At 45.0% G+C, this 18544-nt stretch carries 8 protein-coding genes and 1 pseudogene; 3 read left to right on the plus strand and 6 right to left on the minus strand.

Annotation, left to right across the window (positions count from 1 at the left end):
- Window positions 1–980: 980 nt before the first annotated feature.
- From GC093_RS30675 to GC093_RS30700, 6 genes are all read right to left on the minus strand, one after another.
- Window positions 981–7082, minus strand: coding sequence for an S-layer homology domain-containing protein (locus GC093_RS30675; protein WP_171655752.1), 6102 nt, complete (start codon window positions 7080–7082; stop codon window positions 981–983).
- Entirely contained in the window at window positions 7083–8414 is a 1332-nt protein-coding gene (locus tag GC093_RS30680) for a glycoside hydrolase family 28 protein (protein WP_171655753.1), read from the minus strand.
- A gap of 82 nt (window positions 8415–8496) precedes the next feature.
- Window positions 8497–10146: an extracellular solute-binding protein gene (locus GC093_RS30685; RefSeq protein ID WP_171655754.1), complete on the minus strand. Its 1650-nt coding sequence runs from the start codon at window positions 10144–10146 to the stop codon at window positions 8497–8499.
- 67 nt (window positions 10147–10213) lie between these two features.
- Window positions 10214–11089 (minus strand): carbohydrate ABC transporter permease, encoded by an 876-nt coding sequence (locus GC093_RS30690; RefSeq protein WP_171655755.1) that lies wholly within the window; start codon window positions 11087–11089, stop codon window positions 10214–10216.
- A 15-nt stretch (window positions 11090–11104) separates the two neighbouring features.
- The gene (locus GC093_RS30695; RefSeq protein ID WP_171655756.1) at window positions 11105–12067 is read right to left on the minus strand and encodes an ABC transporter permease; all 963 of its coding nucleotides are present in this window, start codon (window positions 12065–12067) and stop codon (window positions 11105–11107) included.
- Between the two features lie 211 nt (window positions 12068–12278).
- The gene (locus GC093_RS30700; RefSeq protein ID WP_171655757.1) at window positions 12279–14528 is read right to left on the minus strand and encodes a helix-turn-helix domain-containing protein; all 2250 of its coding nucleotides are present in this window, start codon (window positions 14526–14528) and stop codon (window positions 12279–12281) included.
- A 217-nt stretch (window positions 14529–14745) separates the two neighbouring features.
- Here GC093_RS30700 and GC093_RS30705 point away from each other — a divergent pair, with 217 nt between their 5' ends.
- The 3 genes and pseudogenes from GC093_RS30705 to GC093_RS36215 form a co-directional block, all read left to right on the plus strand.
- Window positions 14746–15633 (plus strand): fibronectin type III domain-containing protein, encoded by an 888-nt coding sequence (locus GC093_RS30705; RefSeq protein WP_171655758.1) that lies wholly within the window; start codon window positions 14746–14748, stop codon window positions 15631–15633.
- Entirely contained in the window at window positions 15576–17045 is a 1470-nt protein-coding gene (locus GC093_RS30710; protein ID WP_171655759.1) for a glycoside hydrolase family 28 protein, read from the plus strand. The genes GC093_RS30705 and GC093_RS30710 overlap by 58 nt, the downstream gene beginning before the upstream one ends.
- A gap of 557 nt (window positions 17046–17602) precedes the next feature.
- A pseudogene (locus GC093_RS36215) lies at window positions 17603–17872 on the plus strand (transposase); the annotation flags it as partial.
- Window positions 17873–18544: the final 672 nt, after the last annotated feature.

Consider the following 18544-nt stretch of genomic DNA (forward strand, 5'->3'; position numbering starts at 1 on the left):
GTCATCTATTTTCCTTAGTCTTTTTACATTTTCCCCAATTGTGAGTTGTAATTCAATTTGTCATTGAAAACACTCCTATTTGGGGTGTTTTGTAATGTCTTTTTGGCACTTGCTGTAATGACAATTGGCATAAAGTGTGGATTCATGTAATAAATTTTGGCATAACCTGTTCCTATAACTTGAATCAAAATAATATGTAGTTACTAAATAACCTTCTGAAACATCAACTGAAGGATAAGGCAAACAAATCGACTCAGGCCTCACCACAAAAGTTGGTTAAAGTCGGATGTTGTTGTAAAGACAACTTCTCGGTTATTGGTGTGGACGTAGAACTCAAAGTTTAGACTGACTACTCCCCAAACAAATCTGCCCACTTATCCAAACTTCTTAAAGAATCAGCTTGTCCTTGTTTCTTCTGTAAAATTTTGAATACTTGGGACATTTGCCTTCTCTCAATGCTATTACTGCTTCCTAGATAGTTATCTACATGAACTGACTGCCCTGTGCCGTCTCTGATAGGCGAAAGAACAGCTCTTTCTGAATGTTTGAGGAAATGTTCAATCATTCCCTTATATGTCCTTTGTTGTGGTCTGTTCTTAAATGCATCGATCGCTAGTGATTCAATATGGTAACCCGACAACTGTCTATACTCAGGTAAATTTGAATTAATTTTATACGAGATATAGTTTTATTATAACTTTGCATATGTTACCTCCAAAAGTTCTTTAACTTACTTACGTACTCTTACCTCCATTGATGCCCGTGAACAAAGTAAGGGCGGCTTAGCCCCTACCTCGTTTGGACTTTCACTAGGCGCATTCTCCTTTAACACAATAACCTCTTCACCGCCAAAGGACCTCCCATGGGTACTATTACCATTCCCACTCCACTTCGCCTTGGATCACCTCGTAATATAAAACGAAGCACACCATCAATCCGAACCGGATTCATGATGTGCTTCAGTTGTTCTGTCGTATCCTTTATTGCTTATTAAACATTCGGTACATGATCACTGCTGCTTCTGCTCTTGTAGTATTACCACGAGGGTTAAGGTGGCTTCCGTCTCCTGTCACTATGCCTCCTTTAACCATGGAAGCGACACTTTCCTTTGCATAGGAAGCTACATCGGACTTATCTTTAAATGGTTCAAGATCGGATGTGCTGCCATGTTCACCAGACCCTAGTGTCAGTTGAAGTGCATTTGCGCAAAGCACAATCATATCCTGCCGTGATATTTTATCCTGTGGATTAAACCAGTTTTCCCCGATTCCGTCGCTTATGCCAACCTTCCTTGCAATGCCAAGCTCTTGATAGAAATAGTCTGACTTACTTACATCGCTGAAGTTGCCGTCAATGTCTGCGGAAATTCCCAGAGTTCTCACCAGAAGTACAAGGAAATCTGCTCTTGTAATGCTTTCGGCCGGCGAAAATGTAATATCCGACGTTCCGCTGATAACCCCTTTGGAAGCGAGCACTTCAATCTGCTTTTTCGCCCACCCGTAGCTGCTTATATCATCAAAAGTTTTATAATCGAAAGAGGGGGCATATTTGCCGAAATGCGTCGTTTTAAAAGTAACCTTTCCCGTTGCTGTATCATATTTTCCATTCGGCACCTTCACCGCATTTCCATCCCCATCCAAATACAAGACGATGATATGCTCAGGGTCCTTCATTTCCTGATCCGATGGCTTAAACGGTATCGATATCGTAACGGCAGCTTCAGGGTTATCGTATTTTACTATCTGACCGTCAACCTTCATTTGAAGGTCCAGTATGGGCCTATCCCCGATAGTTTCCTTAACCACAAACTCAATAGGAAATGCGATTGTTGATGAAGCCGATACTTCGGAGGGCTTGAGTAAATTACCCGGCAGTTCTATCGTTGCAAACGGAGTCGTAATTGCTATCTTTTGCGTCTTATCTCCGTTTGTTACATAACTTGCGGGCAATACGGGTTCATATACTTTAGTACCGTCCACCTTTGGCACTTGAACTTTTACCGTCTTCACTCCATTATGATCCGCCGCTGCTTTTTCCAATGCATTTTTCAAATCGGCCGCGGAGATTTCCGCTTTTGCCGTTCCTGTCGACTTATCCAGCACTGCATCTACATTTATAGAAGATGAAACATTAGTGACTTTGGGAGCTGTGGGGTCTATTGTCACTGTCTGAGTGGACGGTTCGTTGTTGGAGCTCCTGTTACTGCTGTTATCAGCCCTTCTGGTTATAGTAAGTATATACGTTTTCGTAGTACCGTCTTGTGCTGTTACAACGACGGATATCGTGTTAGCGCCAAAGTTCAGATTCGCCGAGTAATTACCGCCTGACTCGGTCGAAACTCCGTTTACTGCTATGGCAGCATGAGCGGAATTGGCGGTTGGAGCAATGGTTACAGCACTTATGGCATAACCGACATTTGCTGTGTAATTGGTTGTTTCCTTATCAAATAAGGGTGTCAGTATACCTGGAGTGACGATGAGACTGCTTAATGCAGCATCGCTGCTCAGCACCAAATCGTTCAAAACGGTCACATTAGCCACGGCCTCGTATACGCGATTGGTAACTGTAATGACCGAGCTTCCTGCGCGGACTGCCGTTATTTTCCCCGAAGCATCCACTGTCGCTACACTTGTATCGGATGATGCAAAAGTACTTGAACCTGTTACGTCCAAAGTATCTCCGTTTTCATAACTTTGCGTAACTTTAATATTCCGAGACTCACCAACATGGAGGCTGTACCCTGTCGTACCCAGCACGATACCTGTTGAATTGAACGCATCCACCATCATTATAGGCTCTCTTGCATCCGAAGGAGATACATTCGTTGTGCTGTTTGTAAAAAGTACTCCATCTGCATGCCTGACATAATAACCATAGGCCGGCAGATCTCCCCATATATTCGATTCGGGATACTGTCCGAGCGCATATTCAGGCGGATTTCCAGGCACTTTCGTTATTCCGCCTTTGTATGTCATATTCACATTGTCGAAATAAATATTTTTTAATCGGTAGTTGGTACCATCCGACATGTTAGCGCCTGATATCGGAGAAGCCCAGGACGTGTTCATATTTTTTCCGATGATATCCTGGAACCGGACCGTATCCATCGTTCCCTTTTTAGCTTTATCGTCTTTTGTCGTACGGTCGCTTCTCTTAGCAAGAATGACAAAGAATGGGTTGCCTGCATCCTGGACATCAATTCTTTGGAAGGTAATGTTGGATACGTCTGCTCCGTCAACCGATTCCACGCACATGGCGCAATATTTAACGCCCTTGACCATGTTGTCTTCAAACCGGACATTTTTAAACGCCCCGTAACTGGCTGTTCCAAACTTCAAGCCGTTTGTACCCGAAGCGGTAACATTGGAATTTCGGACGAGTACGTCCTCAACTCCACGGCGTTTACCGCTTTTAATGCATATCGCATCGTCCCCGGTATTTACCGTCACCTCTTCAATCAATACGTGATGGGAATCGACAATATCAAAACCGTCTCTGTTGCTTGAAAGCTTCACATCCAAGTAGATATTTCTAATGATCAGATAATCGGTTTCCGCATTGACAACGGTCCACATGCCGGATTTCTTAATATATAAATTTTGCATGGTTACATTGCTGCTAAGTACAGTATAAATAGCCATCGGCCTTGTAGGTTCGCTGCCTACGGTAAAGGAGTCGCCGCTTCCGTCGATGGTTCCTCCACCATCAATGGTCACGTTTTCCACATGATCCGCATAAATCAGCGCTTTATTGCAATTGGCTGCAGGGCCTAATTGCGTGTTGTAAGTAAGCGGATTCGTATCCGGATAATCAGCAGTGGAAGAGCTGCCCTTTAAGGTTGCCGTATGATCAATATAAAGTGTCATATTGCTCTTTAATTGGATCATCCCTGAAAGGAATATGCCGTCATGTAAGTAAACCGACCCGCCAGTGCCCGCAGCCTCTTCGATGGCAGCTTGTATCGCAGCTGTGTCCTTCGTTAGACCGTCTCCTATGGCACCGTAATTTTTAACATCGAATACGGGTGCCGGCGGCCCTCCGATGAAGGCTGCCTGGCTGTATACTTTAACATTGTCAAAGTAAAGCGTGCCGGTATTGCCCGCGTCGATGCCGAAGGATATTTTCCCTACATCCGAAGCCGGGGCCAAAAGGCTGATTCCGCCTACTTTTTTCATTCCGTCAATGTAAAGATCGTACTTACTGGCGCCTGTATCGATCACCGCCCTAACGATGTACCATTTGTCCGCATTGAAAGATACTCCTGTATTGGTCAACGACCCGTTTTTGTTGTATACAATGTTCCCGTCTTTGAATGCTATGGCCGCTATCGTATTGCCGTTACCGTCATAGATGTATGGGATGTACTTGGTTCCGGCTGTCTCCATGGCTTTAACCTTAGCTTCTATGGTCACTGTTCCGTTTAAAGATGAGAACGTCCTTGCAGCAGCTGCCGCATTCGTTCCAGTGCTTTTAGTTATCATGACGCTCTTATCGACCGGGAACGGGACTTCCTGCACGCTCACAGTACCGCCGGATGTATCTGCTACCCAGCCATTCGGTGTATCTCCTTTTTTATCGCGGTTAAAGTCATCCTTGACCGTAAAACCCGTAGCTGCTTTCGGGAAATTCACAGGCGGCGCCGCACTAGTGGCAGTGACTTTACTGCTTTGCACAGATTCGATCACTTGTCCTCCCGGAGTAATATACGCGGAGGATACCTTGTAATCGTAAGCGGTGTTAGGCGATATGCTGTTATCGATATATGCGGCAATGCCGGGCTGAGATTGTCCGACATAGCTGTACCGGCTATCTCCCGCTTTCGCTCTGTAGATGCTGTATTTCGTAACATTAGCCGCAGGGGTCCAGTTTAATGTTATGGAAGTGCTCCATTCAGCCCCTACGCTAAGTCCTTGAGGGACAGTTAGGGCCGAAATAGAGTTTACGGTCACAGTGGCCTGGACCTGGTACACACTTTGCCCTACTGTATATAATGCATTCAGCTGTGCAGTCCCTGCGCGGATAGCCGTAATTTTCCCTGTCCCGTCAATGGCTGCAACACTGGGCATTGAAGATGTGTACGTACTGCTGCTCGTTACATTCTGAGCGGCTCCGTCCGTGTCAACCGTATTCACTCTCGCATTAAAAGTGTCACCTTCATAAAGGGTATAGGCCGGTTGGTCAAAGTTAATTCCTGTGATTTGAGCAGGAGGCAGCGTATATACTTTAACGTTATCGACATAGCTTGTGGATGCGTCACTATTATCCGCTTTAAACATAACCCTTGTAATATTGGTTGTACCGTCAAAAGGAGTTACCAGGTCCGATCTGTCCACCGTCTGCTGGACCCCGTCAATCCAAAGATCATACGTATTCGCGTTCGTATTCACGATGATTTTAATGTTATACCACTGGTTTGGCACAAAAGGTTGCGTATTGATTTGCCGGGAAGCACCGATGGCAACGAAATAACCGTTTCTAAGCCCAAACTTCATGACAGCCTTGTCTTTATTGTTGTAGATGTATGGAGACACGCTAAATTGCGTCCCATTCGTCATAATCTTGGCCTCTATTGCCACTTTTCCGGTGAGTCCAGAAAAAGTATTGTTAGCTTCGGCGGCATCATTTTTGTTCTTTACGTATAGGCTTAAGCTCTTGTCCGCTGCAGAAGGAACTTCTGCTACCGCTACCGCTCCGGATCCTGAGTTAATGTTGGTCCACCCGTCCGGCACCGATCCTGTTGCTGCGCTGTTGAAGTCATCATTGACAATAAACCCTGATGCCGCTGGTGTTTCAGCGCTTACTTTAGGACTATGAGACGATTCGATCACTTGCCCTCCCATAGTCGTGAATACCGACGATACGATGTAATCATACGCTGTGCTTGCCGCTACGGTATTATCCGTAAAAGAGGTTGTTGTCGATTCTCCGACTTTGCTGTACAGCCCGCTTCCTGCAGCTGCCCTGTATATATAGTATTTGGCCGCATTCGACGATGCAGACCAATTCAATTGCAGCAATGTGCCCGCCACTGTACCTGCGCTAAGCCCAGTCGGTGCCGTTAGAGCCGGAAGCGGATTGACAATCACCGTTGCCGATGCAGGGGTGCCGTATACGCTATTTGAAACCGAGATTTGCGTTGTACCCTGATTGCGAGCAGTAACTCCCCCTGTTGATGGATCAACGGACGCAATTGTCGGATTTAAGGATGAAAAGACATTCCCGCTCGTTAACACTTGCTTGCTATTATCTGAATAAACGGCTTGAACTACAGCATTAAAAACATCGCCTTGATAAACGTTATATGTAGCCGAATCAAAAGCTAAACCGGTTACTACAGCCGTAGGCGTTGTTGTATATACTTTTACATTGTCGTAGTAAATGGCGCCGGTGTTGTTTCCTGTATCCATTTTAAAGGTGACTTTTCCTACTGACCCGCCCGACGCAGCTGCCAGGCCCTGACCGGTTAATTTGCTGATTCCGTTAATATACAGATCATAAATATCGCTGGATGTATTGATTACCATTTTGAGGTCATACCATGTGCCTTGAGTAAAGGCTTGTACATCTTGCTGGGTCGATCCGCTATTGGCCTTTATTTTTCCGCCGTTCAATTGTATCTTTACTATGGACGAGCCGGCCCCATTCGTTATATAAGGAGCAACCTGGGTTCCGGTCATAGCACCGCTAGACATAATGCTGGCTTCTACAATGACTAAGCCTTTTAACGGTTGGCTTGTAAAATCTAAGGATGACTCCGCCTTGGTCGTACTTGAAGTACTGGTCCTGTTAATTTTTACACTTCTGTTGGATGAATCGGGTACATCCTCCACCGTTACCGAACCGCCTGTCGTAGTGGTTGACCAGAAATTAGTATCCGCTACGCCATTGCCTGCCGAGGACCAATCCGCATAATTAGGTGCTTGACCTGTCGGAAAATGAGTACTGTTGTTAAAATTTTCATTCAAATAGATTTTGTCCGCCCCTGCCGCTTGCACGACCGTTGAGCCCAAGTCATATTCAGGCATCATACCTACTAACATAGCGACTATTAGCAAAATGCTTGATATTCTCTTCTTTCTCATCTATTTCGCCCTCTTCTCGCCTGATTCATCATCCTGCCGGATCATCACCGGCTCCAATCCGGCTGGTGGGTCAAATGAATCCATACGGTCCACCGTCAAATTGCGGACATGATCAGCGTACAGGCGACCCCGGTCGGAAACACTGTCCGACTGTTCATGTCGGATGCAGACATCGTTCAGAAGCAAACCATCAACATGCACAGCGATGAACTGGTATGGATGAACGGCATAGTTGATCCGATCCGGATCGAGTTCAACGCGTCGGGCTCCCGGCGGTTTTGTCGGATCCGTCAAATTGCAAGGACCGGATACGTTCCATATGATATTGCGGAAACGGACATTCTCCACGGGCTGCAAAGGAACTCCTTCGATATAGCAGCGCCCCTTCGCCGTTACGGTAATGTTATCGAAGGTGATGTTCCGGATGCGTCCAGCCTTCGGTTCCTTGTAATAACGGGGAGTAATGTCCAGTAAAATCGGAAATTCATTGCGTGCTTCAATGACCATGTTGCTGATTACCATATTCTCATACACACTGCCATCCTTCATGTAAAGCGCAAGCGCCACATCTGTATTATGGATGATGCAGTTATTAAACGTGATGTTGCGAATCGGTCCGATCGCTTCCGTTCCGATTTTAAGAGCAGCATGCCGGGAGCTGAGGATACAGTTGGTAACTGTAATATTTTCGCACACGTCACCTTCCGTGCTTTTAATTACAATGCAATCGTCGCCGGTTTTGATGTTGCAGTCGCTGATAATGACGTTTTTGCAGCCGTCCGGATCAATCCCGTCGGTATTGATTCGACCCATGTCGGCGAGGATAGTGACTCCCCGCACCATAACATCCTCGCAGCGCATCAGATGTAACGTCCAAAAGCAAGAATACTGCAAAGTAATGTCCAGAAATTTCGCATTTTTACAACCCCGGTAAAACATGAGCGCAGGCCGAAACTTCACCCCGGCAGCCACGGAAGGAGGCAGAGGGCTGGCGCCTCCGCCATCAATGATCCCTTGTCCGGTAATCGATATGTTTTCCACTTCGTCGGCCCAGATCAAAGCTTGAATTTGTCCAGGTAAGTTTCCGTAAGGAGTCTTGCAAATTTCAGGATAGTGGGACGGATCATCGGCCCCTAGAATAACGGCGCCCATCTCCAGATGTAAACATACGTTCGACCTGATATGAATCGTTCCGCAAAGATAAGTTCCCTGCGGGACAACTACCATACCACCGCTGGATTGGCTGCATTCGTCGATAGCGGATTGGATTGCCTCATGATCCAGTGTATGTCCGTCGCCAATGGCGCCAAAATGTTTCACATTATAGCTCATAGTGATCTCCCTTCAAATTGGGTGATGATAGTACAGGCCCCAAAGATTGAAAACACATCTTCGGGGTCCTGTAATCAAATGTTTATTTATTTAAAAATTTATAGATGTCCTGGGTGAGAAACGCCTTGTCTTTATTGTCCACATACCATTTGGCATACCAATCTTCCAATTGCTTGCCGCCGCCTTTCTCCCATACCGCCTTCGCGTCAGAAAGTGCCTTGTCGATCGTGTAAGCCGATCCGCTGACTATCGACTTAGCCCAAAACCCGCTAATTTGCTGGGTAAGATCCGTGTTGATTTTGGCAAGATCCGCCGGCAAAGTCGGCATGTGCTCGGAAAGAGTTAAATCAGGCATTGGCCGTTCCGGAGTTTCATAGGCTTCGCGCGCTTGCTTGATAAAGGTCAAATATGCCTGGTGGTCCGGCATCTTCGGATCGAAGGAGCTCTCCGTTTTGTTACAAGCCCCTACCAGGTCCGGCGAAGTTTGCATAGCAAGATCGGGTACGTAAACGAGCTCTTTTTTGTTTCTCTCCATATCGACCGGAATCGGGCAGCCGTTAGGCTCTTGCTTCCAATGGCTTCCTTCCAAACCGTATTTCATGACTTTAGCGGTCTCCTTGGATGCCATAAAATCGATGTATTTGATGGCGGCTACAGGATCCTTCGCTCCCCTGTAAACGACGGTGGTCATTTGCGCCGGGTTGAGAAAATTCATGCTGAATTGGCCGAATTGCGTCTTAGGGAGCGGCACTGGCAAAATTTCCGCGCTCGGAACATTTTTCTTCAGCGTCTGATAATTGTTCAAGCCGGGATTAAGCTGCTGGGAATGCTGCATCACATACATCCCCAGCTTACCGCTAAGCCAGTCCTGCTTCGCCTTTTCGCCGTTTTTGTCGGTAAGGTAATCTTTGTCCACTACCCCTTCGTCAAACAGCCGCTTTTTAAATTCGTTGCTTGCCTTCGCCCGGTCCCAATCGTATACGAATTTTCCATCCTTCACGACCCAGCCGACATCGCCATACATCTTGCTGATCCCCATGCCGCTATCGGAAGCAAGCGATATTCCGTACGTATTCTTTTTTCCATCGCCGTCAGGATCCTGTTCAGTAAACGCTTTGGCGATCTTAAACAGGTCCTCAGGTGTTTGCGGCATTTGCAAATTCAGCTTTTTCAGCCAATCGGCACGAATAATAAGGGAGTACATGGACATCGTTCCCTGCAAACGGCCAATTTCATACAGCTTGCCGTCCGGTTTCGTTCCCGCCTTTTTTAATTGAGGATATTGTGCCAGAAGTTGTTTGTAGTTAGGCGCATACTTGTCAATTAAGTCATCCAGCGGCAGCAGCTGCTTTTGTTGATACAACAGATCGCGGTATTGCGGTTCGTACTCGTTGATGACGTCCGGGACATCCCCTGAAGCGAATAAAGTATTGAACTTGGTGATGGAATCGGTTCTTGGAATCAATACATATTTCACATTCGTAGGGCCGTTTGTATTGACCCAATCGGTCCACCGATTTTTATCCATCGTGCCTTCTTCTGCAGGAACACGTCCCCGATCGTAAAGGGAAACGGTTGCTGCTCCCCTAGCTTCCCCTTGTGCCGCCGTTTTTCCGTTATCCGATTTTTTTTGTTCCGTCTTACCATCTCCATCTCCGCAACCAACGAGCAAAGAACTGGACAAAGCGGTTACTGCAAGTACAGACACCCATTTTTGCGAACGACTGAACATTGTTTTACCTCCCTGAAAAATTTTTTAGTGGTTATCATCATTTTGAGCTTAATATTGACCGAGCATGCTACCCTTTGATGGAGCCGATCATCACTCCTTTGACGAAATATTTTTGCAGAAGCGGATACACTACCAGCATGGGCGCGATCATGACAACGATGGCTGCACTTTTGATGGAGTCCGGAGTAACCGCTTCCACGTCATCGGGCTGCAAATTGTTCATTTGCTGCAGCAGTTGCTGGCTTTGCACCATTTTCTGAACGAGAACGGTCAAGTTGAAAAACTTCGTATCATTAATGTAAATGAGCACACTCATAAATGCATTCCAAAAACCGACCCCGTAAAACAGCCCTAATGTTGCGACAACCGGCAAAGAAAGCGGCAATATGACTTGTGCAAGCAATCTCAGCTCTCCGCAGCCGTCAATTCGGGCCGCTTCCTCCATCTCCGCAGGAATGTTTTCAAAAAAGGTACGCATCACAAGCATGTTGTACGTACTGATAAGTCCGGGCAGCCATAGGGCGCCATACGAATTGACAAGGCCCAGCGACTTAACAAGTAAGAACGTTGGAATCAGCCCGCCGCTAAACAGCATGGTAAACACCATAGCCATAGTGAAAAATTTGCGGCCCCAAAAATATTTGCGCGATAACGGATATGCGGCCATGATGGTAAACAGCATGCTGAGCAGCACGCCGACCAGTGTGATGACTAAACTGTTCTGAAAGGCCCTGAGAATGTTGGTGCCTTTGAGTAAAGCTTTATACGAATCCAAGTTAAAACCGATGGGCCACAACGAAACGAATCCGGATGCCACCGCGTTCTGATTGCTGAGTGAAACGGCTACAATATTGATGATCGGCAGCAGACAGCTGAGTGCCACTAAAGTCAAGATGATATAATTGGCCGCATAAAACAGCGATTCGCCCTTTGTGTCGTTCATAACGATCCATCCTTTCTACCAAAGTCCTTGATCAAAGGCACGGGCAATTCGATTAGTGACTGCTACTAGAATAATCCCAATCAGCGATTCGAACAAACCCATTGCCGCGGTCACACTGAAGTTAGCTCCTTGCAACCCTATTTTGAAAATATACGTGCTGATTACCTCGGATACTTGGGAAACAACCTGGTTTTGCATCACGTATACATGATCGAATCCGACCTCCATAACATGACCCATCGATAAAATGAGCATTAACACAATCGTAGGGCGAATACCTGGGAGCGTAACATGCCAAATTTTCCGCCATTTTCCTGCTCCGTCCATATTTGCGGCCTCATATAAGCTCGGATCGATCATGGTGAGCGCAGCTAAATAAATGATGGCGCTAAACCCGGCTTCCTTCCATATGCTCGATCCGATGAAGATCGACATCCAAGGAACCTCATGATAGAGGAAGGCATAGCTAGGAAGGCCGGTCAGTTTCATCAAACCGTTAACAACGCCTGATTGCTCAGCAAATACCGTCACCACAATGCCGCCGACGATAATCCACGAAAGGAAGTGGGGAAGATAGACCAGCGTCTGCACCGCTTTTTTAAACCACAGCCTCCGTGCCTCGTTGAGCATAATAGCGAGAAGAATCGGAAAAGGAAAGCTTAGAAAAACACGGAGACAACTGAGAAGCATCGTGTTGTAGATGATGTCCCGCGTATGAGCGTTTTCAAACAAATATTTGAAATGCTTGAAGCCAACCCACTCGCTGCCGACTATCCCGTCAAAAAAGTTGTAATCCTTGAATGCAATGACTAAACCTAGCATTGGGATATACTTGAATACGAGATAAAACAGGATGACGGGCAAGAACATGGCCATGAGAGGAATGTTCTGTTTAATAATCCGTTTCCTGCGCAGTTTCACGTTCATGTCCGCATGCTTCATAGCGTCTTCAGACAAAAGGGGATGGACAGTGTTCATAAGAATAAATCACCTCTCTTTCGTTTGTAAAATCATCTGCTCGCAAATCCATCTTAACGGGTGTGGCCAGAGGCGTACATAGATATGTTTTAAGGCGATATGCAAAAACAAAAAACCTCCTTTCTCGGCTCGTTTCCTCGCAATAAGGAGTCGTTAAGCCTTGAAAAGAGGGCAGTATGCTTTTTGTGACAGAGTATGCAATTAAGCAAAATCAAGCTAACATCCCTTTTTTGTAATCACCCGGGGTGGTTCCGACATGCTTTTTGAATACGCGGATGAATGATACCGGTAAAGTATAGCCGACCTGAACGGATACGTCCTGGATGGTAAGATTCGTTCCCGTCAGAAGCTTCTTGGCCTGCTCTATCCGCATTTTGGTCAAGTAATCAATGAACTTCTCGCCGAATTCTTCTTTGAATAGCCGACTTAAGTAGTTGGGGTGCAGTTCGAATTGATCGCTTAGCGAGGTTAGACTAAGGTCGGGATCGGCAAAGTGCGATTCGATGTACGCCTTCATATCGCCAATTAGATGATAATGAGTTTTGCTTTCACGGATGCGGCGCATATCTTCGGCCGTCCGATTCAGCACATCATAAAAGCGCGCGTCCAGCTCCGCCACTGTATCGAATTGCTCCAATATCGCATTGTATTCAGGCAAACTTTGCTCCCAAACCTGATGCAATTCTTCGGATAATTCCATCGATTCGCGGTACATTTGGTAGGTCATATAATTCATCATGCTCATTAATTCGTCTTTGGGGATAGGCTCGGACTGAATCTCTTCAAACATCTTGGCATATTCTTGCTTCCAATTTTCGTCGCCAAGACGATACGATTGGGTAATAGCCCGGATTCTTTGCAGGTTTTTGAACATGTCCTTGTAAATTGGCTGTCTAACCATTTGGTTATGCTCCAACAACCGGTTGTTTCCGAGCGTTGATTTGTATTGCAGCGCCTCTAGCGCATCGTTGTATGCATCCGGAACCTCTTCCATTCGACGGGCGAGGGAGCTGACGCCGATCGTAATCGTAAACGGTAAATTGGCAGCCACCCAACGAATGGTTTCTTCTCCAACCACATGCATCTTATCGTTGTCTTCTATGTTATTGGCAATAGGGAACAACGCTCCCAACCGATGCGCATCGATCCATTCCGCCCATACCGCACATGCATGATTCTGACAAACTTCCTTCAAAACGCTGCTTATGATAAATTTCAGAAGGTTTTGATCTTTCATGTTATAGGTTCTAATAAATTCTGAATACTTATCCATTTCCACCACAATGACGACAAAACCTTCGGAATCCCCTCTCAAGCCATAATGCTGAATTTCATCCGCCCATTTCGAAGGATCGTCCATAAGGTTGCCTTCGAGCAATTCTTGAAAGAAATGCTTGCTTCGATATACTTGATTTTCTTCATTCTGCTTCTTGTAATGTATCGACTGCTCAATTAAATTATCGATGCCTGACTCAATGAACTTGAACTCGTCGCTATCCGTTTTTCCCGCAAAAGCGAGATTACTGCCGTTCTGCGAATATTTGTAAATGTGGTTCATAATCATTTCGATCGGCTTGTAGTTTTTACGTGTAATATAAAAAACCCACAAACCTCCGGCTAATAGGGTAAGCATTCCAATGCTCATCCACACATAACTCAATACCGAGAATAATCCGAACAAATGCTTGTCTGAGAAACTACTATTTCCCACCCATTTCGTGTAATCCGAAGTCACCTTCGTATAAGGGAAAGGAAAGGCATGTACGGTTTTATCCGCCATCCTTCCGCTGTTGCCGAATAAAAACAATCCATCCTGATCAAAGACATCAATTTGGCTTATCTTTGAATCAAGCATCGGCTGGACGAGCTGCCTAAGTGAATCCAATCGAATATTAACTATTATATAACCTTCATTTCCAAACGGCGGCATCATCCTTTTGACAAGAGTCACAACAGGTTTACTGGTTTGGACTTCTTCATTTTCTTTGTACATTCGCAAACCGGTATTTCGCCTCGGAACACCGTCTTGTATCAGATGCAGCAAAAATTTGTGATCCCCAAATTCAGCCATCGATGGTGAAGATTTTTCCGTAAGCAATTTTTGATCGGAATTACGATACAAATAAACCGAATCGATCAATGGGACATACCGCAGCAGATCGTACAATACTTTCGATGCCTCAAAATCATTGAAGTACTTGCTTGTTGAGAAATCATTTCTGAAGAAAAGCTCCAACTTTTCGTTAGACATCACTTCTTTAGTGATCGTTTGATCTATCGAAATGAGGGAAGAGTCGAGTGTTTCAAGAATGCGTTTCACAAAAATTTCGTTCGCTTTTTTTGCCTCCTCTTTCGAGAACTCACTCATGGACATAAAGAAAATGAGAATCAGTATGGCTACGACAATAAAAAAAACAGGGAGATAAGAAAGCAGCAAACGGTTGCGCCAATTAATTCTCATAATACCTCCTCAAGGGATCGGTTTATCCTGATTTATTTTCATTATATCTAAAAGCTCGCTTAGCGGAAGTCACATGCGGATAGTCAAACTTGGTTCCCTTTGTAAAAGTCACCTATTTTTCTTTTTGCATATCACATTAAAACATGTAAATATACACCAGCAGTCATCTCCATTACGATTAATTTGCAACTCAAATTGCACTAAAAAAACAATGTGAATGGGAGATGATAAGAATGATGAGGATGAAAATCTTTGTACACCCTTTGATCAAGGTACTGATCATTGCGAGTATGATGTTCAGCTTTTACCCATTGAGTATATGGTTAAGGCTGCGGGAACCACTACCGTAATCGTGGATACTTCCCTACCGGTGCCGCAAGGACTTTCAGTGGGAACGGTAAGAAGCACTTCGGTAGCCTTAACATGGACTACGGTTTCCGGCGCGACAAAATACAGTATATACAGGGCAGATGCGGGAAGCACACAATTTAATTATGTCGGGCAATCCCAGCCTGGAATCGCTACCTATATCGACAATAACATTTCACCAAGCACCACCTACGATTATAAAGTATCTTCCGTATTTGTCGATACAGGAGGACAAGCTAGCGAATCCCCACAAAGTACTAAGGTGACGGTGACGTCTGCAGCACCGCCGGCAAACTTCCCTACCTCCGCGACAGGTTATACGGTTAATGATAACTTTAACGGAAATACAACGGGAGCTGCGCCGTCCGGCTGGAACCCGAACACCTCGGGAGGCACAGTTACCGTTCAGGAAGTACCGTTCCCTACCGATAAGAGCGTGAAAATATACAAAAGCTCAACATCGAACGATGCCGCAGCTACCAAATTGTTTTCCTCCTTAAGCGGCAAGGTGACGGTTGAGGCAAAAGTAAAAACGACAGAAAATAGCGGGGTTCGATACATCCCTAATATTTATGACAACAACGGAAATAAAATAGCTTCTGTAGCTTTCTCGAACGGTAATATCGCTTATAACAAAAACGGGACATTAACCAATATTGATCCCTATGTTGCTGATAAATGGTACATATCAAAGTGGTGCTGGATACCACTGCCAATACGTATGACGTATTCGTAGACGGAATAAGAAAGGTAAGCTCCATTAACTTCCTGTACGCATCCAACAATGTCGGGCAGGCAGGTTTCAGAATCAATTCAGGTGATACCGGAACGCTTTATTTTGACAATGTCAAGGTATACAGTCAGTCCACTTTTATCGGAGGACCGCCATCGCCGGTATTTGATGTGAAAAACTATGGGGCTAAAGGAGACGGCTCAACTAAGGATACTGCCGCGATCCAGGCAGCCATTAACGCTGCTGCGGGCACGGGCGGGTCCGTTTATTTGCATGATGGCATTTTTTTGTCGGGGATGATCCAACTTAAGAGTAATATGACATTATACATTGACTATTCGGCAACCTTAAAAGGCAGTACCTCCATCTCGGATTATCCGGATACCCACCCGCTGACTTACAATACCCAATTGGGGCCCGACTCGAATGTCAATAAAGCTTTAATTTATGTAAACAACGTTGAAAATGTGAGAATTGACGGAGGCGGCAACATCGATGGCAATGGCGACTCGTTTACAACCGGCTCGGAGCCTCAAAGACCCTCAGCCATTTATTCCGTACTAAGCAGCATGGTAACGATCCAAAATTTATACATCAAGAAATCGGGCATGTGGACCGTAGTGCTTGCGGAAACTGATTATTTGACATTAAGGAATTTGAATCTATATGTCAATATATTAAGTAATAGGGACGGCATTGATATTGTTGATTCTAAGCATGTTTTGGTTGAAGACGTCACGGTGAATTCCGGGGATGACGCCATTTGCATCAAGAGCGGCAAGCGTCGCGGAGTAGAGGATGTACTCGTCAAGAACTCCAATGTAACGGCTTCCAGCACAAACGGATTAAAATTCGGAACCACCAGTTACGGGGCGTTCAAGAACGTTAAATTTCAGGATATCATGATCAAGGATGTAAAATATTGCGCTATGTGTGTGGAATCTGTCGATGGGGCGGATGTAAAAGACATCACATTCCAGAATATCGATGTTCAAGATACAGGTAATCCTTTTTTTGTCATCCTAGGGAAGAGAAGCGACCGTACTACCCAAGATGACGTACCTAAAACGGGAACCATGGATACGGTCAAATTCCAGAATATTATCGGGAAAAACATGAAAAATACGTGGGGCTCTCCGATTTCAGGTGCAAATAGGTCGGACGGTACAAAATACAGAATAAAAAATATTTATTTCGATAATGTCAATATAACCTACAAAGGCGGTAAAACATCGGTGCCAGGAAATCCGCCGGAATATGCTCTTGGCCAATATCCCGAGTCCAATCTTTGGGGCGACCTTCCTGCATACGGGTATTACATCAGGCATGCGGATGGAGTTTTTTTTACAAACAGCACAACGAATGTATCTCCCTCGGATGTAAGAAGCTCTACTATAAAAAATGATGTAAATTAGTCTGTGGTCCGTTTTTTGTATTTGATTTGCACTCCTAAGAAGACGCTGAGGTCTGCATAAGGACTGCATAAATCAGAATAAGCAGGTGGCTTATATTCTGCATCAACCTGCTGTTTCATTTAATGAAGAGAAAGTGGAAGGAATTCACCGCAAGGACATGGTATTTATATTGAGATGATCTACGAGAAGCAGAAAGAGACCCACATTATTCTCCGTAGGTTTGTTTCACATGCCAGCACCAGCAGTGCTCAAGATACTTTTCGAGATGCTGATTGCGAATCCGAACGAGCTGGGGCACTTCAACAAGCTATAGGTACGAAAGCTCTCTCCCTCCGTAATATCTGAAGACGCAAAGTTCTGCAACAATAGATTGGGGAGGGGTAATGTATTAGTTTTGTGATGGTTCAGCATAAATTAGAAAAACAGGGTCGTAAAACCGCGTAACTCCGTTCATTTTGGTTCTTATTAAATTGTAAAAAGTGATGTACCACGGGTTATCAACTTTTTCCAAATAATTTTCAGCCTTATTAAACTTTCGCAAGAAATTTCAAGGTCTTGGACCCATCTTCATTGCGGCTATCCTTTCAGGTGCAGGTGATCTAAATCTGTATTCACACGGGCGACAACTGCTGAGAAGAGCAGGTATGAACCTGGCTGAGAGTATGTCGGGGAAACGGCAAAGGAGATTAACATGGATGATGAAAGTACGCGAGGAAATTAAGTCTTATCCTTTATTTCCGTATGCCTTCATGGCCGTTCGGTGGTACCACGACCCGAACGCAGTTTGGTATGCGAATTGGCTGGTAGAAGAGTTAGATGTCGTTTAGAAAGAACAATTCCGCGAAAGTTTGTTGCCTGTGCGACATGTGCATCCTTCGCCATGTCAATGCCAATTACTAAGTGAGATCTCTGAATACACGAAGCAATCACATTCTTGTTCATCAGCCACAATGTGACAAGAAAGATTAAAGTGAATGCTGAACCATACTTAATGAGTAATATCCCATTATGGTAATCGCTTGTATCAGAACCAAAATTATTAACATGCTGCAATCCAATCATTGCGAGCCAAACGGAACCAGTTACCCCCACCATTATTCCTAGAATAGCAGCAAGTTTCATTCGTCGCCCTCCCTTTCTCGTTAACTAAAAAGGCAACCGGTCCATTGTTGTTGGCAGCCTTCCTCTTATTGAGCTATAGTTCTCCGTTACGGAATGATCTCATGCTTTTACCTTTGATACGGTTCACCACATATTATCAAAACACCAAGTCCGCTTTAACCATAAAATATACATTGTTTTAGTGCAGTGCAATAACTTTTTCACATAAATCGCTTTAGTTTATTCCAGTAATCTGCCCGTCCCTCGGTTTTAAGGGTTTATCTCACGTATACTCACTCATTCGCAGGATTTTATCACCCGGTAGATAACGATTGCTTGGAAAACAAACTCATTTGGTTAAGTGGTCTTTATTTTGAGCATGCGGAAATAGAGGAACC

The organism is Paenibacillus foliorum (genome assembly GCF_013141765.1).
Taxonomy (GTDB): Bacteria; Bacillota; Bacilli; order Paenibacillales; family NBRC-103111; genus Paenibacillus_S; species Paenibacillus_S foliorum.